The organism is Pseudoalteromonas phenolica, assembly GCF_001444405.1.
Lineage (GTDB): Bacteria > Pseudomonadota > Gammaproteobacteria > Enterobacterales > Alteromonadaceae > Pseudoalteromonas > Pseudoalteromonas phenolica.
Window position 1 is genome coordinate 2,146,765 of record NZ_CP013187.1, and the last position, 20,626, is coordinate 2,167,390.

The 20,626-nt window shown below is 39.5% G+C and carries 20 protein-coding genes; 8 read left to right on the plus strand and 12 right to left on the minus strand.

The genetic code is table 11. The features are described 5' to 3' along the window. Positions 1–44: 44 nt before the first annotated feature. On the minus strand, positions 45–1,469 hold the full coding sequence (locus PP2015_RS09420) for a sodium-dependent transporter (RefSeq protein ID WP_058030029.1): 1,425 nt from the start codon (positions 1,467–1,469) through the stop codon (positions 45–47). Between the two features lie 178 nt (positions 1,470–1,647). Between PP2015_RS09420 and PP2015_RS09425 the strand changes: the two genes are divergently transcribed. The 5 genes from PP2015_RS09425 (at position 1,648) to PP2015_RS09445 (ending at position 4,679) form a co-directional block, all read left to right on the plus strand. After that, the gene (locus PP2015_RS09425; protein WP_058030030.1) at positions 1,648–1,947 is read left to right on the plus strand and encodes a YciI family protein; all 300 of its coding nucleotides are present in this window, start codon (positions 1,648–1,650) and stop codon (positions 1,945–1,947) included. Between the two features lie 79 nt (positions 1,948–2,026). After that, positions 2,027–2,275 carry a PepSY domain-containing protein gene (locus PP2015_RS09430; protein WP_058030031.1) on the plus strand — a complete coding sequence of 83 codons (249 nt, stop codon included), beginning with the start codon at positions 2,027–2,029 and terminating at the stop codon, positions 2,273–2,275. 1 nt (position 2,276) lies between these two features. After that, positions 2,277–2,951 (plus strand): response regulator transcription factor, encoded by a 675-nt coding sequence (locus PP2015_RS09435; RefSeq protein ID WP_058030032.1) that lies wholly within the window; start codon positions 2,277–2,279, stop codon positions 2,949–2,951. Beyond that, positions 2,945–4,276: an ATP-binding protein gene (locus PP2015_RS09440; RefSeq protein WP_058030033.1), complete on the plus strand. Its 1,332-nt coding sequence runs from the start codon at positions 2,945–2,947 to the stop codon at positions 4,274–4,276. Before PP2015_RS09435 ends, PP2015_RS09440 begins: the two co-directional genes overlap by 7 nt. Next, positions 4,269–4,679, plus strand: a complete 411-nt coding sequence (locus tag PP2015_RS09445) for a hypothetical protein (protein WP_058030034.1) — start codon at positions 4,269–4,271, stop codon at positions 4,677–4,679. Before PP2015_RS09440 ends, PP2015_RS09445 begins: the two co-directional genes overlap by 8 nt. Positions 4,680–4,723: 44 nt before the next feature. Here the strand turns inward: PP2015_RS09445 and PP2015_RS09450 are convergent, their stop codons facing one another. Further along, positions 4,724–5,764: an AI-2E family transporter gene (locus PP2015_RS09450; protein WP_058030035.1), complete on the minus strand. Its 1,041-nt coding sequence runs from the start codon at positions 5,762–5,764 to the stop codon at positions 4,724–4,726. 110 nt (positions 5,765–5,874) lie between these two features. Between PP2015_RS09450 and PP2015_RS09455 the strand changes: the two genes are divergently transcribed. After that, entirely contained in the window at positions 5,875–6,771 is an 897-nt protein-coding gene (locus PP2015_RS09455; RefSeq protein ID WP_058030036.1) for a TIGR01777 family oxidoreductase, read from the plus strand. A 95-nt stretch (positions 6,772–6,866) separates the two neighbouring features. Here the strand turns inward: PP2015_RS09455 and PP2015_RS09460 are convergent, their stop codons facing one another. From PP2015_RS09460 to PP2015_RS09485, 6 genes are all read right to left on the minus strand, one after another. After that, positions 6,867–9,536, minus strand: coding sequence for a DUF349 domain-containing protein (locus PP2015_RS09460; protein WP_058030037.1), 2,670 nt, complete (start codon positions 9,534–9,536; stop codon positions 6,867–6,869). Next, entirely contained in the window at positions 9,526–9,807 is a 282-nt protein-coding gene (locus tag PP2015_RS09465) for a YeaC family protein (protein ID WP_058030038.1), read from the minus strand. Before PP2015_RS09465 ends, PP2015_RS09460 begins: the two co-directional genes overlap by 11 nt. A gap of 1 nt (position 9,808) precedes the next feature. Further along, positions 9,809–10,135, minus strand: a complete 327-nt coding sequence (locus PP2015_RS09470) for a hypothetical protein (RefSeq protein ID WP_058030039.1) — start codon at positions 10,133–10,135, stop codon at positions 9,809–9,811. 98 nt (positions 10,136–10,233) lie between these two features. After that, entirely contained in the window at positions 10,234–11,910 is a 1,677-nt protein-coding gene (locus tag PP2015_RS09475) for an alanine/glycine:cation symporter family protein (RefSeq protein WP_058030040.1), read from the minus strand. 71 nt (positions 11,911–11,981) lie between these two features. Next, complete coding sequence (locus tag PP2015_RS09480; RefSeq protein ID WP_058030041.1) at positions 11,982–13,109, minus strand: M14 family metallopeptidase; 1,128 nt, start codon at positions 13,107–13,109, stop codon at positions 11,982–11,984. Between the two features lie 179 nt (positions 13,110–13,288). Next, positions 13,289–14,734 (minus strand): glyceraldehyde-3-phosphate dehydrogenase, encoded by a 1,446-nt coding sequence (locus PP2015_RS09485; protein ID WP_058030042.1) that lies wholly within the window; start codon positions 14,732–14,734, stop codon positions 13,289–13,291. Positions 14,735–14,979: 245 nt separating this feature from the next. Here PP2015_RS09485 and PP2015_RS09490 point away from each other — a divergent pair, with 245 nt between their 5' ends. Further along, positions 14,980–15,780, plus strand: coding sequence for a DUF2989 domain-containing protein (locus tag PP2015_RS09490; RefSeq protein ID WP_058030043.1), 801 nt, complete (start codon positions 14,980–14,982; stop codon positions 15,778–15,780). A gap of 74 nt (positions 15,781–15,854) precedes the next feature. Here the strand turns inward: PP2015_RS09490 and PP2015_RS09495 are convergent, their stop codons facing one another. The 4 genes from PP2015_RS09495 to PP2015_RS09510 form a co-directional block, all read right to left on the minus strand. Continuing rightward, positions 15,855–16,697 (minus strand): isopenicillin N synthase family dioxygenase, encoded by an 843-nt coding sequence (locus tag PP2015_RS09495; RefSeq protein ID WP_058030044.1) that lies wholly within the window; start codon positions 16,695–16,697, stop codon positions 15,855–15,857. A gap of 397 nt (positions 16,698–17,094) precedes the next feature. Next, entirely contained in the window at positions 17,095–17,889 is a 795-nt protein-coding gene (locus PP2015_RS09500; RefSeq protein WP_058030045.1) for a M48 family metallopeptidase, read from the minus strand. A gap of 168 nt (positions 17,890–18,057) precedes the next feature. After that, on the minus strand, positions 18,058–18,648 hold the full coding sequence (grpE, locus tag PP2015_RS09505; protein ID WP_058030046.1) for a nucleotide exchange factor GrpE: 591 nt from the start codon (positions 18,646–18,648) through the stop codon (positions 18,058–18,060). 54 nt (positions 18,649–18,702) lie between these two features. After that, positions 18,703–19,638, minus strand: a complete 936-nt coding sequence (locus PP2015_RS09510; RefSeq protein ID WP_058030047.1) for a hypothetical protein — start codon at positions 19,636–19,638, stop codon at positions 18,703–18,705. A gap of 83 nt (positions 19,639–19,721) precedes the next feature. Here PP2015_RS09510 and nadK point away from each other — a divergent pair, with 83 nt between their 5' ends. Further along, complete coding sequence (nadK, locus tag PP2015_RS09515) at positions 19,722–20,606, plus strand: NAD(+) kinase (RefSeq protein WP_058030048.1); 885 nt, start codon at positions 19,722–19,724, stop codon at positions 20,604–20,606. Positions 20,607–20,626 lie beyond the last annotated feature (20 nt).

Genomic DNA, 20,626 nt, shown 5'->3' on the forward strand with positions numbered 1-20,626 from the left:
AAAGGCCGAATAATCGGCCTTTTTTAGTTTTAATTTTATGCGAGTTAAAAGCCAAATAGGCTTACTGCAAAAAACTTAGTGGCGACAGTATTTACAAAGATAAGTAGCAAGATCACAGGTATGAAAGTCGACAGTGAGAAATTCACATATTTTTCCATAAAACTACCTGAATAACTGTCACAACCTTGGGACAATTCTTCAGATAGTTTGGCTTTCTTCCAGCGATAAGTAACGAATAAACAAACCATTAAACCATTCAGCGGTAAAATTGTGTCGTAAAAAACATCGTAAACGATATCGAACATACTTTTATCAGCACCACCATAGCTGACAAATTTAGTTAGCCAATCAACCATACCAAATGACATCGTACACAGCACTGTCAGTAAACCTGTAGCACCCGCTAAAATTAATAATGCTACCTTACGACTTACGCCTTTTTCTTCGATTAAAGCAGCTGTTGGCACTTCAACAATTGATACAAGAGAAGTAATTGCCGCAAAAAATACCAGTAAGAAGAAGACAAACGCCACGATCGAAGCACCGGTATATCCAATGTCAGTTTGCAGTGCTAAAAGAATTTTAGGTAGATAAACGAAAATCATTGAAACAGATGAGTCAGATAGCTCTTCTGGATTCGTCGCTGGATTGAAACTGAAGATAGCAGGCAGAACCATAAGGCCAGCAATAAATGCCACTAAAGAATCAGTAATGGCGACCATTTTTGCGCCACCTACAATGTCGTCTTTTTTAGAGATATAAGACGCATAAGTCATTAAGATACCCATACCTAAAGATAATGAGAAAAATGCTTGAGACAAGGCGCCATTTAGAACACTGGCATCCATCTTAGAAAAGTCTGGGACAATGTAATACTCAACACCAGCCATGGCGTTATCTAGCGTAAGTACATACGCTACTAAACCAATTAGCAGTACAAACAGTGCAGGCATTAGAAACTTAGCTGCCTTTTCAATGCCTTCTTTAACACCACCCACTAGAATTAAGTTCACAATAATTGCAACTACAACCATGTAACCAAAAACGGTGTTTTGGTTAATGAACTGACCAAAATGGTCTGGATTAGCCAACATATCCAAGTTACCTAATGCAGTTTGCGCTAGATAACCAAATATCCAAACTGTAATCACCATATAAAATACAGCAATCATGAAAGGGGTTAGTACCGCAAGGCCCCCAGCAAAAGACCACTTTTTGTCATTACCAGATAAAGATTTATATGCACCGTAAGGGTCTTTCTGTGCTTTTCGGCCCATTGCCATTTCAGCCATCATCACAGGTAAGCAGATGAAAGCAACAAACAATGCATAAACTAAAAGAAAAGCTCCACCACCATTTTTTGTTGCAGAGACGGGAAAACCAACTAAGTTTCCTATACCTACTGCAGAACCTGCAGCAGCTAAAATAAAGCCTAGCTTTGAACTAAAATGCTCTCTGTTCGCACTCATTAAAACGCCATCCTGTTGTTATTGTTTTTTTACTTCCGCCCGACTCTACCGTCATAGGATACTGTTATCAAGTTTTTAACGTGAAAGAGCGCATCTAAAGGTTTTGTCATTTACAAAAGGCGTATAGAAAGCTTACCATTGCATACAATTTCAATGATAAATGCAGAAAGTGAATTTTATGTTGTATATGATCTACTCTACTGACGTCGAAAACTCTCTGGAAAAACGTTTAGCAACTCGTCCTGCGCACTTAGAAAGGTTAACATCTTTAAAAGAACAAAACCGTTTGTTCTCAGCTGGGCCATTGCCAGCAATTGATAGTGAAGAGCCGGGTTCAGCTGGATTTACGGGTTCTCTTGTAATTGCTGAATTCGACTCTCTTGAAGATGCGCAAAAATGGGCTGAGGCCGATCCATATATCGCCGCTGGCGTATATTCTCACAGTGTTGTTAAACCGTACAAAAAGGTTTTGCCTTAACTTCAAGTTCAGCTTTGGTTAATTCGTTAACTTATATTCTGAACTCAATTGTTAAGCAGCCCTGTAACTGGAGCTCAAAATGCGTCTTACATTGGTTGGTTTTGTTATTGTTTTGAATTTGTCATTGATTTCAGTGACAACCATTGCCAGTAACGAATCCAATATCGACAAAAAACAAGCTATTACATTGGCACTGGCAGAATATGCCGGCAAAACTTTAAAAGTATCCGAAGAAAACAACTTTTTTGTCGTGAGGATTTTACAAAAGGATGGGCGCATTGTTGACCTCAAAGTTGATAAGAAAACAGGCAAAGTGAAGAAGGATTAATATGCGAATTTTAGTGATCGAAGATGATATTCAACTGGCCGAGAATTTACGTTCGGCTTTAGAAAAAGAAAAATATAGTATCGACCTCTGTCATGATGGTGAATCAGGTTTGTTTCACTTACAAGAATATCCACTCGATTTGGCGGTAGTTGATTTAGGCCTACCCAAACTAGACGGCATCGAACTCATTAAACGTGCCAGAAAAGCGGGAGTGACTATTCCTATTTTAATCCTAACTGCTCGGGAGCGTTGGCAAGATAAGGTAGAGGGCCTAGATGCAGGCGCGGATGACTACTTAACCAAGCCATTTCACGTTGAAGAACTGGTTGCTCGCTGTAACGCGCTAATCCGTCGAAGTGCAGGACAAGCTAATCCTGAAATTAATATTGGCCCTGTTAAAATCCATACTCGATCTCAACAAGTTTGGGTAAATGAAAAAGAATTAACGCTCACCGCCTACGAATACAAAGTACTTGAGTACTTAATGGTTAACCCCCAAAAAGTAATTTCTAAATCGGAGTTAACAGAACATATATATGATCAAGATTTCGACTTAGACTCGAATGTAATTGAAGTTTTTGTACTCAGACTACGTAAAAAACTCGACCCTGATGGGACTCTTAATCCCGTAGAAACACTCAGAGGCAGAGGTTACAGGTTTAAGAATCAGTGGTAAATTCTACTCAGGTTCCATTAAAAATAAGACAAGGCTTCGTCCTTGTCTTTGTGCTTATTATCGCCCTTCCCTTCTTATTTTATTCTGTAAGTAGTGCGTACTATGCATCACTTGTTGATTCCACTGAAAATAATTTAGAAGCACATTTGTATTCACTGATTTCAGAAGTCGAGTTTATTGATGAATCTGTGAAAATGCCAAATACCATACTGGCGCCCGAATTAAACCGAATTGATTCCGATACTTTTGCGCTTATTTATCAAAATAATGACTTAGTTTGGTATTCAGAGTCAGCTGTGTCACTCGAATTTAACCCCAATTCAATTGACTCTGAAACTGGCGCGTCTGAATTTAAACAAGTTTTTTACCAAGGAAATTCCTATTGGCAACTTAGCCTTACCGTTATTTTAGGTAATGCAGAACAGTCCCAACAAGCTGTTTTTATACTGCTTCGTGATGATAAAGCCCTCACCGACGTACTGTCTGAATTTACAGACACTCTTATGACTTGGATGTTGATTTTAGGAGCCATCATGACACTTCTAATGGGCTTAGGCTTTCTTTGGAATATGCGCCCTCTGCAGCGTCTCGATAAAGAAATTAAAGCGATTGAATCTGGTAAAAAAGAGCGCTTATCACACTCATACCCTATAGAGCTTCAAGCCATTACAGAAGATTTAAACCTTCTATTGGAGTCTCAACGAAGACAAAAAGAGCGATATAGGGCCTCACTCAGCGATTTAGCACATGCGTTAAAAACGCCATTAGCCATATTAAAGTCTAGCCCTATGGCCAATGATAATGATGCTCAAGAGCAACTTGATAGGATTAACAGCATGATCGAGCACCAGCTAAAGCGCGCAGCAACTGGTGGTACTGATACATGGAAAAAAACCACTTCCATTGGCCCTGTACTTGAATCGATTTTAAATGCAATGAAAAAGGTATATCATCAAAAAGCAATTGAATTTCAATCAAATTGTCCTGAACAAACTAAGTTTTTAGGTGATAAGACTGACTTAATGGAAATATTGGGTAACCTTATAGACAATGCATGTAAAGCTTGTAATGAGACAGTCCGTGTTAATGTCATAAGTAATGAAAAAATACTAACGATTGAAATCAGCGATGATGGTCCGGGTATTGAATTAAGCGCTCGCAAAAAATTATTGCAACGTGGTACCCGTTTAGATACGTACGAATCAGGTCATGGCGTTGGTCTTGCGATAGTGGCCGATTTAGTTAATGACTATCAAGGAACTATAGAAATAGGTTCTGCGCCTTTAGGGGGCGCACTTTTTATTGTTGAGTTTAAATATGACTAATTTTCAAAAGCTATTCCTGTTTGCAAGTATATCTTTAGTATCACTATCAACGCCTGCATATGAGTTGCGAGAATGTAAACCAATACAAAGTAACTCTCCCGCTGAAGCGAGGCAATTTATCAAATGCCTTGATAGTAATATTGAAACACTAGAAAGAGAAAGGACTATCTGGATTAATAAAATTGTTATGGATATGGAAGAACTTGAGCAGGATACTGGGAATACTCAGCTCTTACCTATCATTAGACGTAGTCTAAAACACAAAGATAACTACATTGAAGATAGTTGCCGCTGGCGATATCTTCATAAAATGCCAAATTCAACCAAAGCAGCAGTTTCATATAAGGAATGTAAAATCCGTTTATATAGTAGACACATTGAAGATTTGAAAATAGGCTACTGAAACTAAGATAAACAATACGGCGCTTTACAGCGCCGTTTCAATATTTAACTCAATTTTGATTCAGTCTCTTCGCCACTTCCTAACATGGTGGCTAACCATTGACCTTCTTCACTGTTTTCTAAGGCTATTTTTACAACCATAGTAAGAGGAACTGACAAAAGCATGCCGACAGTACCAAATAACCAGCCCCAAAAGATTAAAGAGAGAAACACGACTAAAGTTGACAAACCAAGCCCCTTTCCCATGTATTTGGGCTCAATAACATTACCCATAACCGTATTTATCGCCACATAACCGAGCGCAACAAAGCCACTCACTAAAGGACCTTGTGTGATAAGCGCGATTAAAACCGCAGGTATTGCGGCAATAATAGAGCCGATATTTGGAATATAGTTTAATAAGAACGCGACAACGCCCCAAAGAACAAAGTAATCGACATCTAATATCCAAAGTAATAACGCCGCGCAAAAACCTGTCGCCAGAGAAACCAAGGTTTTAATGGCCAAATAAGAATTAATGGATTCCAAAAACTTATCGATTTGCTTTTGTCGCATCTCGGGATCATCAAGAGCCAAGTGTACTTTTTTATTGATCATTGGTGCTTCAAATAGCATAAATACGACCGTCAAGATGATTAAGAAAATGTTGGCCATTGCCGCACCAAAACCTGTCAACATATTCGTTGCCATGTCGATCATCTTACCTGGGTCAAACAAAGAGATAAGCTGCTGTTTATCGATTAAAATATTGTATTGGGCAGCTGTATCTACCAACCAAACAAATCTGCCTTGAAGGTCCTCTCTATATTGTGGCAACTGTTGCGAAAAATCATTCAGAGATTGTCCAACAAGACCGGCAAGGCTAGACCCAACTGCAACTATCATGAGCATAATTAGCAAAATTGCGATACCTTTAGGCACTTTGTAACGAGCAAAAAAACGTAGTAGTGGATTACAGATAATCGCGATGAATGCGGCGAGTATAAAAGGCACAATAATATCTGTTGCCAATTTAAGGCCCGCTAGCACGATAAACAGTGATGCGATGATCACCAAACTTTTACTTAAACCTTGGAGTGACGACACTGAAATTCCTTCGAAAACAAGTTTACATTTATTCTACTTCAACAATACTTAATTGATCCATAAATGATTTTTTTCGTATCAAAACTAAATTAATGAGCTGAGGTTGTATAATGAAAATTCTAATAACAGGCGCAACAGGATTAATTGGCTCAGCGCTTTGTAAATTGCTCTTCGAAACACACGAACTAGTTGTTCTAACTAGAGATATAAACAAATCGAAAAACTTATTACCAAGCTCTGTTGCCGCAATTGATAATCTCGAAGACATCAATTTCGATGACTTAGATGCGGTAATTAATCTTGCTGGTGAACCTATCGCAGACAAACGCTGGAGTGCTCAGCAAAAGCAGAAAATTTTTCAGAGTCGGTTAAGTATCACTGAGGAAATTGTCAAAAAAATAAATGCCAGTGATGATCCTCCTAAGGTATTTATTTCGGGAAGCGCTATTGGGTTTTATGGTCGTCAACCTGCAGAGAATGTTATTACTGAATCATACTCATCAACTTACCCTGAATTTAGCCATCAACTCTGTAAACAATGGGAAGAACTCGCACTACAGGCACAATGTCCTGACGTGAGAGTCTGTTTGCTACGAACAGGTATTGTGCTTAGTAACCAAGGAGGAGCCTTGAACAAAATGCTCCCCCCTTTTAAGTTAGGATTGGGTGGAAAAATGGCGTCAGGTAAACAAATGATGTCTTGGATCCATATCGATGATATGGTCAATGCCATTTTATTTTTACTTGAGGACCAAGAGTCGCAAGGGGCGTTTAACCTGACAGCCCCCGAGCCTGTTAGCAACTCAGCCTTTACTGACATACTTGCAAAGACCTTAAAACGCCCTGCTTTATTTCCCATGCCTGAATTTGTTCTAAAACTACTCTTTGGAGAGATGTCAGATTTATTAATTTATGGGCAAAATGTCATCCCTGAAAAGCTTGAGCAGCAAGGCTTTGCATTTAAGCACAGGAATCTTAATACTGCGCTTAATGATATTTTAAATTAATCTCCTTCAATAGCCTTGCTCTTAGCCGTAATTTTGAAGGTCCAAAAAAAAAACCACGCAGTAGCGTGGTTTTCTATTATAAAAATTATTTGTATCTAAAGGAGCTTAAGCAGCCTTTCTGACTGTAATTCAGCTGAAGGCGTGTTTGATAAATATGCGGATAGATAACAATCAAAATCTACATTTTGACCTTGTAATTTATCATCTAACATAGCAACTTGCTCGGCCATACGCTCAGGAGTTGTACTCTCATCATTCACTTTATCAGATAAGAGCTCAAGTCTTAAAATAAGCTGCTCACTAGACAAGTCCACATCCGTTTTACTGATGAACTCAGCTGGGATCATAGAACCGTCTTTAAGCGCAACTTTTAAAGCATCGAATCTAGCGGCATTAGCAAGCTGCTCAAGCTCTACTAACTTTTGCTGTAATTCAGTAATGAATTTTTGAGCTTGCTTTTTCACTGCTGGCAGAAAGTCGATTTCAGATAATTGAGAAATCAGCTTTTTTATTTCAGCTTCGCTTCCGTTTTCAGAAAGCTGTGACTTAATTTCATCAAATTGTTTTTGTTGCTCTGAATTTAAAGTATCTTTTTCTGCTTTTTGAGACTCAAACTCTGCGCTGCGTTTAGCGAACACCTTATCATTATGCTCACGGAAAGCTTGCCATAACTGATTTTCTTTTTTGTTGCCTGCAAAGCCTATTTTTTGCCACTGCTTTTGAAGAGACTTTAACACATCACATGCTTGTGCAAGATCTTCGCTTTCAACTTGCTCTGCAGCAGTATTTACTAATGCCTGTTTCAATTGCGCATTGAGCTCATGCTGCGTTCGAATAGCATCTCCAATACATTTGGCTTGAACTTTAAATGCACTATTCAAAGACTTATAAATATCACTATCAACACTACCTGCAGCACGCCATTGTTTGTTCAACTTATTAAACTGACTTTCAAATTCTCGCCAATTAAAACCTTCTAATGATGTATCTATTTCAGCAAGCTTTGTGATTTCTGAAATCAAATCTTCACGAGCGTGCTTTGCTTGTTCTCGCTGCTGTTCTTGCTCAGCAAAGAATTCGCGACAAGGTGCAAACAATACCTCAAGCTTTTCATCGAACTGCTTTGCTTGTGACTTCTCTTCGTCAGTATCAATTCGGCCTAATTCATGCCATTGTACACGCAGCTTCTTAACTAGCTCTGCGCGTTGTTTAGGCGCTAGATCACAGCTTTCAATATGTTCATCTAACACAGCTAAAAGCTCTACACGTTTTGGTGCTGACGCATACTTTTGCCAATCACGAATATCATCTAATTGTGCAGAAATTTGCTCTCTAAGTGGCTCAAGTTGGGCTTGGTTTGCTGTAGTTAAACGCTCATAGTGTTCGTTGAACCCTTTGAAGACACCGAATGCGACTTTACTTCTGCCTTGCTCAACTAGCCGTTGAACATCTTTGGCTTTACGTCTTGCTTGCTTAAGCTCATTTTGTTGCGCATCAAGTTGTTCAGCCATGGCGGCTTTAAACTGCTTGCTTAATGCACTAAGCTTTGCTTTAGCTGGTTTTTTTAGTGTGTTAGGTAATTGTTCAATAATGCCTTTCGCATTGTTGTAAGCCGACTTTTGCGAATTTAAAGTGTCATCAAGCTCACTCAACTCTGTTGATGGCGTGACATTCGCAAGTGCGTCAAGTGCAGTTTGGGCGGCTTGATTTGCAACAACCAGTTCAGGTAATTGCTTTAATTGACTTTCAAAGTCTGCAAGTGTGTCTAAATGCTTAACGAGCTCAACACTGTGCTCGCTTGATGTTATTTTACTACGTACTTGACTGAGCTGTGTCTCTAAATCCGCCTGTTTTGAAACATCTAGTTGCTCGAGTGCATTTACTAATGCTTGTTCAGCTAGATTCAATTGTGACTCAACTTCTGTCAGGAATACCGCTTTTTCTCGCTTCGCTTGCTCAGCTTTTTCTGCTGCTTCAAACTCAGTTTTCAAAGCAGTTAAATGTGAAGAGATACGCGCTTCTATTGTGCTGTACTTTTGTTGATTTTCTTTAACTGCTTCCTGATCTAACCAAGATAGCTCTAGACCTTGCCACTGCTCAGTTAAAATACCGAATTGGTTGTTTACTTCTTTGTAATCGTGCTTGTCTCTAAGCGCATTAAGCTTAGCTAAAATCATTTTGACTTGCGCAAGTACTTCAGCCGGTTTTTCTTTTGCCAGTTTTTGTTGCTCAAGTGCTTGCTCAAGTGACGATTTTGCTTGGCCTTTCGCTGATTTTAATAACTGCTTTTGCAAACCGTATTGCTCGACCAAAGGTAAAAGCAACAACTGTAGCTGTTCGTCGTCTTGTTTAAAGCTCTGCTCTATCAATTTAGGCTGAGCGAGACGTTTTAGTAATTTTACGCGGACTTCTAAGCTTGATTCAGAGAAAGCTAACTTTTCTAGCACTCGTTTCGATGCATATCGATCTACATATTCTTGGCGAATAGTACCATCAAGCTCACTTTTACCGTTTAAGACTGCACTGCTAATATGTTGCTCAGCTAGATCTTTAAGGGCTTGATCTTGTTTATAAGCTTGCCACCAAAGACTCAAGCTGTTTAATTTGTTTAAGGCTTTTTGTCTGATTTCAGTCGAATTATCTTCTAATGCCATCGTCTTTAAAACATCGGCATCCTTGTCTTGCTCTAGCTTATTAAGCGCCTGAAGTCTTACTTCAGTTTTTGGGTGTTTCCATTTTGGTGTAAATAGGTGTTTAAAGATCATTTTCACTGAACCTAGCTATCTCATTTTCTTTTTTAAATTCTTGTTGTAGTTCTCTTTTTGACTTTTGCACCATTTCACCTTCTGCATTGATGGTGAATTGCTCATTAGTCTTGGCTACTTTAGCCTGGTAAAGCATAACAAGTTGTACTGTTTGCTCTTTTTGAGCTTCTGTCAGTGGAGTGCCATCAGGCCACTTACCTGTTGAGGCCCCATACTGCAAACGCTCAAATAATTCGGGTGTTAAATTATTTACTAAGCTGTCTATGTTCATGTCACTTTTTCTTTTTTAAATACACTAAAATAATTCTGTTTATTAAATACCAAAGACAACCAACCGCAATGGCGCCTCTGGTTAACCACATTTCTATTGAGTCTGGTGTGGGTTGGCGAGAATAAAGATATAAGAAACCACCGAGGAAAAGGATCAATGCTAAGAAAGAGTGATTCATAAACATCTGCTGTTTTTTAACTCTTTTACGTGCAGCAATGCGAGCTAGTTGCTCTTCGCTGACTTCTCCGAGCTGAAGGTCACAGTGTGGACAAACCTTGTTTTTACTTGAAATAGACTCGTTACAACTTGGACAAGAAACTATTGCCATATTTATGACTCCTGCTGATACAAAAAAGGCGTCTCGAGGACGCCATTTTACTCGTTTTTGTACCAAAAGTCTTTTACTAAGGTACGTTCAAAAACGATTTATTTTTCGTTTGGATGCTCTTTATTGAACTTATCCCAGTATTCAGTGACTGACTCTTTCATTTCTTTACGAAGTAAGAAAATACCGAATAAGTTAGGTAAGGTCATCACAACGATTGCAACTGCTGCAAGTTTCCAAACTAAAGTCGTGTCTGCAAATGATGCCCAGAAGAAGCCTGCAACATAAAATACTCGGTAAGGCATCACTGACTTGCTACCAAGTAGATAAATCATTGCACGGTCGCCATAATAAGACCACGCAATTGCTGTCGAGAAAGCAAATAATAATAAGCCTATTGATACGATATATTTACCATTTTCACCAAAAAAACCTCGGCTAAATGCTTTAGTTGTCAGCTCTGCAGAATGTACTAACGATTTACCTGTGATCATAATATCTTTGTCTACAGGCATACCATCTTTGATCTCAATAGTGCCCGTGTAAACGTGTTTTTCAGTTAAACCGAAGCGAACATCTTCAGCAATTGAGCGAGAATGAATAATAGTAAACTCTTTCTCTACCGCTTTACCTTGAATAGAGTGTAACTCACCATTGAAAAGCTCAACACCATGATCTTTTTCATCATTTAGGTATTTGTATAGCGCTAGACGATCTTGCTCGTTATCTTCAGAATACTGACCTTGTAAAATAACCATGGACGAACGTTCAAACTGTGTTTCAAATTTTTCCGTCCACACACCTGAAGAAAGGATCACTAAACCGGTTAAAGTACAGATAATGATGGTATCGATGAAAGGTTCAAGAATTGACACCATACCTTCAGATACTGGCTCGTCCGCTTTCGCAGATGCGTGTGCAATGGGTGCAGAACCTTGGCCTGCTTCGTTTGAGAATAAACCACGGTTTACACCACGGTTGAAGGCGTAAGCAAATGATGCACCTAAGAAGCCACCTGCAGCTGCAGAACCTGAGAATGCGTCAGTGAAAACAGCAGCAAATGATGGAGCAATGTTTTCAATGTTGTAGAAGATTACAGCCAATGCACCAATGATATAAACCGCTGCCATCAGTGGCACAACACGAGAAGTGATTGCGGCAATACGCTTGATGCCACCTAAAATAACAAGTGCAAGTAGGATAGATAGCACACCACCTGTATGCCAAGGCTCAAAACCAAAGGTAGACTCCATACCCTGAGCAATATTATTAATTTGCGGCAGGCTACCTGTACCAAAAGAACTAATGACAGTGGCAACAGCAAACAATACAGCTAACCACTTCATATTCAAACGACGATCCATGTAATACATTGGACCACCAGCCATCGTGCCATCATCGGTTTTAACACGATACTTGTGAGATAGGGTCACCTCTACAAATTTAGTCGTCATACCGAAGAATGCAGTCATCCACATCCAAAATAATGCCGCTGGACCACCAATTGAAATTGCCAGTGCCACACCACCGATATTACCAGTACCTACGGTGCCAGAAAGTGCAGTCGCAAGCGCTTGGAAGTGCGTTGTGTCACCTTCATGGCTTTTTTTATCAAACTTGCCGGTTACTACCTTACAAGCATGTTTGAAATATCTGATCTGTGGGAATTTAAGATAAATGGTGAAGAATAAACCCACACCAAGTAATACGTATGGGAACCAATCTGCCCCCCCCAACATGCCATCTAGAGAATCTAGAAATTGCCCAAATGCATCCATGGAACATCCTCATTATTGTTATACATAAAAGGTAGCACCCTGGCGCTACCTTTTGATTTTACTGTTGATTATTATCTTAGTTTGTCTACAACCGAAACAATTGCAGCAAGCGTATCTTGACCGAATTGGTATGAACGTCTGTCAGACCAACCGTAATATGGGTCTGGTAGATTCGCGTTATCTTTAAACGGCATTTCAATCGTATAAGCCAACGCTTTAAACGCCTCACCTACCGCACAAGATGCAACTGTTAAGTTAGCTTCACCTGGCGCATCTTTTGGATAGCCAAATTCATCTTGAAACTCAGGTGTAATAGTAAGCAATGCTGCTTTAAAATCGTTTTCTAATGATTCTAAACGTGCGTCATAACTTGGAATACCTTCACTACCGGCAACAAAGTTATAAGGCAATGCTTCATCACCATGAATATCTAAATACATATCTAAGCCTGTGTCATGCATCTTATTTAACACATGGAAAACCTCTGGTGATTTTTCAAGGCTCGGTTCAGCCCACTCGCGGTTAAGGTTAACACCCACTGCGTTTGTACGAAGGTGACCACGAACACTGCCATCAGGGTTCATATTTGGAACAACATAGAAAACCGCTTTAGAAAGTAAAGCTGCTGCATGCGGGTCTTCGTCATCTAGAAGCTTGTGAAGTAAGCCCTCTACAAACCACTCTGCCATTGTCTCACCTGGGTGCTGACGAGCAGTGATCCAAATTTTCTTTTTACCTTCTTCAGGTTCACCAATTGTAAGCAAGCTAATGTCACGACCGTCTAGCGTTTCGCCAAGTGTTTCAATTTCACATGCATCATGGCTTTGCGCCCAATATAGTAAGTCTAAATGACGCTCATAACTATAAGGTGCGAAATAAGCAAAGTAGGTATGACTCTGTTCAGGTTCGAAATCAATTGTAAGAGTGCCGTTTTCATATGATGTCGGCACTCGGAACCAAGTTTGGCGATCATATGATGCTACAGCTTGATAGTCATCCCACCCTTCAGGGTAAGCTGATTTTTCTAGACCACCAATTTGCATTTTATGCTGTAAAAAAGGAGTGCTTTCTAAACGAAAATGGAACCACTGAAAAAATTCAGATTCATTATCATTGTTGATAGCTAGTTGAATATCGAGTGGCTCGTTGCTCGCAAGCACCTTGATATTACCACTGTCAAAATTACTGGTGATTTTCATCCGTAACCTTCTTTTTATAAATTAACGACGCAATAGTCGCAGACAAACATTAACTGTTTGTCTTTATCGTTTAGGAAGTGTAATTCACTTGTAAAAATTATATTTAAAGAGTATCACACCGATTTAAGTTCAAAAACTAAAAAAGCCAGCTAAAGCTGGCTTTTTATTACTTTTCGCTATTAGCGAGGTAGGCTTGGGAATTCAACCTCAGCCATATCGTGCATAACACGAATAACCTGACAGCTATAACCAAACTCGTTATCGTACCAAACGTATAGTACAACACGGTTACCATCAACAATTGTTGCTTGAGAATCAACAACACCTGCGTAACGGCTACCTACTAAGTCAGTAGAAACGATTTCTGTTGATGCTGTGTAATCAATTTGATCACGAAGATCAGAGTACAATGATGTTTCACGTAAGTACTCGTTTAGCTCTTCAACCGTTGTCTCTTTTTCTAAGTTTAGATTAAGAATTGCCATCGAAACGTTTGGCGTAGGAACACGGATAGCATTACCAGTTAGCTTACCTTCAAGTTCAGGTAGAGCTTTAGATACTGCTTTAGCCGCGCCCGTTGACGTGATAACCATGTTTAGTGCTGCTGCACGACCACGACGCTCTGCTTTATGGTAGTTATCAATCAGGTTCTGGTCGTTGGTGTAAGAGTGAACTGTTTCAACGTGACCATTCTGGATACCAAACTTATCATTAAGTGCTTTAAGTGTTGGCGTGATTGCATTCGTTGTACAACTTGCTGCTGAAACGATTGAATCTTCAGAAAGGATATCTTTATTGTTAACACCATAAACGACGTTTTTGATGTCGCCTTTAGCAGGCGCAGTAAGAAGTACTTTCGCAGCGCCATTTGACTTAAGGTGAAGACCTAAGCCATCTCTGTCTTTCCAGATACCTGTGTTATCAACGATAAGTGCATTGTTGATACCGTATTCATTGTAATCGATTTCATCTGGAGAGTTCGCATAGATAACTTGGATATAGTTACCGTTAGCTTTAATTGCGTTGCGCTCGTTATCAACAGTGATTGAACCATTGAAAGGACCATGGATTGAATCACGACGTAAAAGGCTTGCACGCTTTTCAAGGTCACCATCACGGCCACCACGAACAACGATTGCACGTAAGCGTAGATCAGTGTGAGAGCCACCACGCTCGATAAGTAGACGTGCTAATAAACGACCGATACGACCAAAACCGTATAGAACAACATCGCGAGGCTCTTGATTGTCACCTTTGTTTACAATGTCAGATAATTCAGCGTTTAGGTATTCTTCAATTGAACGACCTTCGCCTGCATTTTTATGAACGTAACCATAAGCTAATTTGCCTAGGTCGATACGTGCAGGTGCTAAATCCATTTTGCTAATAGCTTCTAGGAAAGGGAAGCTTTCACGTAAGCGTAGTTTGCTTTCTTCGAAACGTGCCACAGTCTTGTGAGCTTTGATCACGTCGATTGTGCTTGTATTTACAAGTGGACGACCGTAAACAGCGATTTCAACACCTTTGTTACGGTACAAACGACCAATGATTGGTTGCATGTTTTCAGCATAATCTTGGCGTTCTTGCCAGCTATTTTGATATTCTTGCTCGTGAGATAAGGTCATTTTTTCTGCCTAATTAAACAATTTTTTTGAACGGATAGCCCCTCAGGGCAACGCTATTCTAATTTAAACTGCTGCGATTCTCCACTGTTACTGTCTAATTCATTAGGCTAAACTAAATAGAGTTATATATTTGGGCTGTTTTTCTAAGTCTACTTGCACTGTGTGTTGGTTAAAATGGATTCCTAGCAGAGTAATTACAGCAAAAAAAGCGCCCTAAACAATTAAAATGATAAAGAGGAAGCAAGATGGCATTGCGGACGCTGCTCGCACTAAGTATTTTTACTCTTGTAGGTTGTGAGCAATCCTTGACCTTAAGTAAAGTGTGCGAAGAAACACCTGGGTTTTGTGAAGATTTAAATAAAGATAGTCACTGTAAAGATCTGCGCTCTGATCTTATTTTTGCCAGATATCATGAATACAAATCACCAACAGATGATAATAAATATGACTTATTAAAAAAGTTAGAGTCATATGATTCTTGTGTATCTCTGGCTGCAAAAATAGAACATATAAAGTTAAAAGAAAAAACCACTTCAAGAGTTGAGGGCCATTTAACTAGCCTCAAAGAGATAAATCGTATTTTTCAAGATACAAAACAAACTGACCACCCAGGTTTGCTCTATTACCATTGGTCCAGAAATAACAGTCGTTTTGCAATGAACAAACTGTTGAATATGCAAGACCAAGAAAATGTTAAAAATGATGCTGAAATACAGTTATTTTTAGCTACCTATTACGCTAAATTTGATGATGAAAAAACAGTAGATCTACTGTATCGAGTTCTGGAATTAAACGAAGCAGGTCAACAGCCTAAATTAGAAGTATATAGCAGCCTAGTCAGCATTTTCTTCAAACAAAAGAAATACAAACATGCTTATACTTTTGCAAAAATAGCTCAAATGTCTGGATTTGAAGACATAGATATTTTACCTGTAACACATGAAATCACCAGTCGAGGACGTTCTCTTGACCCATTAGATGAACTTGCTATGCAAACCTATGAAGAAATTCAAGCAGGCACGTTTGTTTCACCTCGTGACTTTTGATTAAAAAATCTCAGCTAATAAAAAACCCTAACATTTGTTAGGGTTTTTTGTGTCTTGACTATTCGAGTAAAAGTTTACTTAACACCTAGTTCTTCAAGGCGCTCTTGTAAGTAACTATCAGCTGTATAACGCTCTGATAACACAACCTCTGGTTTAGGATGTAAGAATAGCGGTAAAGAAATACGTGAATTCTTAGACGCTTTGCCCGATGGGTTGATAACACGGTGAATCGTTGATGGGAAGTAGCCACCTGATGCTTCTTGAAGCATGTCACCGATATTAATAATTAAGTTACCAAAATCACATGGTACGTCTAACCAGCCACCATCTTGTGTTTGAACTTGTAAACCTGGTTCATTTGAAGCTGGAAGTACAGTAAGTAAATTGATATCACCGTGTGCTGCTGCACGAATAGCACCTGGTTCTTCATCACCTGTCATTGGCGGATAGTGAAGCACGCGAAGTAAAGTTTGCTCAGAATCCTTGATCATATCTTTTAGATCAATAGAAAACTTCGCTTTAACATCTTCTGGTGCTTGCGCTTGAACCCAACTTAATAGCTCAGCGGCAAACTCATTTGCAATACGGTAATACTCACGGATCTCAGCATCTAATTGTGCTGGAACACGGCCTTTTGGATATACATGGAAGTATTCTTTGATGTCTTTAACAGTAAAGCCTTTCGCAACTTCTGAAACTTCTGGAGGGAAGTAACCATCTTGATTGTCTTTATCGAATAGGAAGTTGTGCTTCTCTTCTGTATAGAAGAACTCTTGCCAATTTTTATAAATTGATTCAACTAATTCTTGTGGGATTGGGTGGTTCTTTAAAACGCCGAATCCTGTGTTACGAAGAGATTCAACGAATTGCGCAGCTGCGTCATCTGCGCGGTAATCTACCGTAGGTAATTGTTGCATAATGGTCCACTCAGTTGTGTTTAGTTAAAACAGCTTTTTGATAAGTGTAGCCAATTATTTACTAGCCTTATCAAATAGTGTTGACCCTTTACATAAGAGTGCGGCGAGCATAAGAAAATAGACCGAGCTACATAAGGACTTATGTCCGCCTTTTGCATAAGTGTTAAACTTAATTGAGATAGATCAATTATACTAATCCTCTTAATTGAGGAAGCTATTTTGAGGCAAGAAAAATTTGTCGATAGCAAAGCTAAAATTTTGCTATTTAGTTGTTCTAAATGAGAAATTTTAAACACAGCTAGCGTCAATTTTAATTCCTCAAAGTGATTAATTATTATTGAGGATTAGTTTTGTTCTAAATACATAAAAAAGGCTGCATAAATGCAACCTTTTCTCTTTATTTGCACTCGGGTTTAAGCCCTTTTTGCCATGCTGAACGTTTTAATGTCTCAGCTTCAGGCATTTTACTATTCAAAGTTTGCATGCGGGTGTCTGGCGCTGGGTGAGTTGATAAAAACTCTGCTGGACGCTCACCACTGAGTTTATTCATATTTTCCCAAAGCTTCACTGAACCAGTTGGTTCGAAACCCGCTTTTGCCATTAGATCTAAGCCAATCACATCGGCCTCACTTTCATGAGAACGGCTGAAAGGTAAAGCTACTCCTACTTGAGCCCCTATACCTAAACCTTGCATAATCGCTTGGCGGTATTCAACATTACCCATTTGCAGTGCGACATCACTTGCCTGCAGGCCAAACTGCAATAAGCTATTCTGAGAAACTCGCTCATTGGCGTGCTCCGCGATCACGTGCGCCACTTCATGGCCCATAACCGCAGCCAGTTGGTGTTGATCCTCTGCTACTTTTAGTAGACCGGTATGTACACCAATTTTTCCACCCGGTAAGGCGAATGCGTTAGCACTGTCTTCTTTAAAAACGACAACTTCCCAGTCTTGATTTGCATATTGTGTTGGCAGTTGTGAAATCAGCTTATCTGCGATGCAACGTACATAGGCATTGGTGTTTTTATCTTTTTCTATTGCTTGCTGTTCTTTCATTTGGGCAAAACTTGCAACCCCCATCTCATTCATCTTTTGTGGTGAGTAAAGTGCAATTTGTGTTCGCCCTGTCGGAGAAGTTTTACAACCTGCAGCCAATAAAGACAATGCAACAATGCCAATCAGTTTTTTCATAGTAATTCCTCTAGGGGAAGTTTTAAGTGTATATAGCTATTTTATATCAACACTCAGTAATACTTAATAAACCGAAGTGTAATTAAATCAACATTTAATCAAATAATGTAATTTAAGCAATAAAAAACGGGCCATGAGAGCCCGTTTCATTTTTTATTAAGAAACTGATTAATCAGCTGCTTTAGATACCATTACCATCGCAGGGCGTAATAAACGGCCGTTTAATGTGTAGCCTTTTTGCATCACTGCTAATACTGTATTTGGTGCTACATCATTGCTAGGTTGAATTGACATGGCTTGATGGAAATCTGGATTGAACGCTTCACCTTGTGGATTTACTGTTTCAACACCAAACTTAGCAACAGCATCTTCAAAGCTCTTCAGTGTCATTTCAACACCTTCAAGTACAGGCTTGAGTGTTTCATTCTCTTTGTCTGAAAACTCAATCGCACGGTGAAGATTGTCGATCACAGGCAATAGCTCATTAGCGAACTTCTCAAGTGCGAATTTATGCGCTTTTTCTACATCTTGTGCTGCTCGGCGACGAATGTTCTCTACATCTGCTGCGGCACGAACAACACTGTCCTTTTGATCTACAATTGTCTGTTTTGCTGCTTCAAGCTCAGCGTATAAGCCTGCAATTTCTTCTTCTGGGCTCAGTTCAGTTTGTACCTCTTCTTGAGCTTGCTCTTGTTCTACTTCTACTTGCTCAACAGGATCTACCACTTCTTGCTCAGGGGCATTATTTTGCTCAGACATTTTTTTCTCCAAAATCTTACAACTGCGGACATTATGGGGATGGAAAAATCAGTTTCAAGTACTCGCCAACGAAAATTCTTCAATAATTGCTTCAATCGGCGCAGAAGTTGAGCAGATAACACAAAATCGGCTTTGATATTCACCATTTTCAAAATAAGGCAAACTCAGTATCACGGTTTTACCTAGCTGATAATTTGTCAATTCATTACCCATGGTAAGTGATAAGCCATTTTTAAACGCCAACTTATCTTCTATATCGTGAAGAAACCCAACACCAAGATTAAGCTCACTGTCAGACTCCACGGAATTATATAGGTGCCTCTCACCAAGTAAGATACAGTTATCTGATCCCAATTGTTGGTGCAACTGTGAAGTCCATTGTGTTAATTGCGCAGTACAGGTTTTAGGGGCGCTGTTTGCCATCGCAAACATGCGTTGTAAACCTTCTTTCAAAGGCTGCTGACTGAACACTGTATTCATCCAAGAAGCAAATTGATAGCGCTGTGCATCAGTTTCAAAATCGGGTTTATCAATCAAGATATTCTGTGACTGCCCTGCTCTATCAATTAAAAGTACCAACCAAGAACTACTATCAAAACCAAGCACTTCAACTCTGAAAATTAACTGTGAGCTAGCCTGTGGTAACCCCACGCAGCAACAAACTTGGTATTTTTGACTCAACGAATGGGCTAACTCAACCAGTTTAGATTGTTCAGGTTGCCAATATTGACCAATATCAGGCAAATTGAAGTATTCATTTAGCCAAAATTTAAAACCTTCACTTGTGGGCATTCTTCCGGCTGACGTATAAGGAGAACAGAGTAAGCCTACTTTTTCTAGTCTTGCCATAGCATTTCTAACAGTAGCAGAACACACTGCCATGCCTTTTTGTTTGGCTATTTTACTCGACGGCACAGGTTGGCCTTCGCCATTGCAATACATACTCATCACAGCAGTAAAGATTTGCTGATCTCTAGGGCTTAATTTCATACTCTATCCACAGGCCATCAAAACAGTTTTCTCTTAGATGTTTTTCGGTTAGTCTTGCGCTAACTAAATCAAGGAAAATAATCATGACAAGCCCTTTTAAAACCATAGGTTTAATAGGTAAACCTAATCACAAAGGTGCGGCATTGACATTACACCGCCTTTATACCTTTTTGCAAGCATTAGGATATGAGGTACTTGTAGAAGAGCGTGTTGGTGCACAAGTCAAAGAAATTGCACCAGAAGGACTCATAGAGTTGGTTGAGCTGGGGAAACGCTGCGATCTAGCTATTGTAATCGGTGGCGATGGCAATATGCTTGGTGCTGCCAGGGTTCTGGCTCGTTTTGATGTCGCTGTGATCGGTGTTAACCGTGGCAATCTGGGTTTTTTAACAGATCTAAACCCTGAAGGCTTCGAACCAGCACTAGAAGAAGTGCTAAGAGGCGAATTCATCGCTGAATCACGCTTCCTATTGGAAGTAGAAGTTTATCGCCACGATGAATTAAAAAGTGCAAATTCCGCGATGAACGAAGCTGTGCTTCACGCAGATAAAGTGGCACACATGATTGAATTCGAAGCTTTTATTGATAATCAATTTGTATTTTCTCAACGTTCAGATGGCCTAATTGTCTCCACACCGACAGGGTCAACAGCCTATTCACTGTCTGGTGGAGGCCCAATTCTCACACCTGAATTAAATGCCATGGCACTTGTTCCTATGTTCCCTCATACTTTATCAAGTAGGCCGTTAGTTGTAGATGGCGACAAAGAAGTCAGGTTAAAACTTAGCTTGGAAAATACTGATAGCTTACAAGTCAGTTGTGATAGTCATGTAGTCTTAGCTGTTTTACCGGGTGATGAAGTGGTTATTAAAAAAGCAGAAAAGTCTTTACGCTTGATTCATCCGAAAAGCTATTCATACTATGACGTTCTTAGACAGAAATTGAATTGGGGCAGTAGACTTTACTAAGTCTGACAAAACATTCAAAA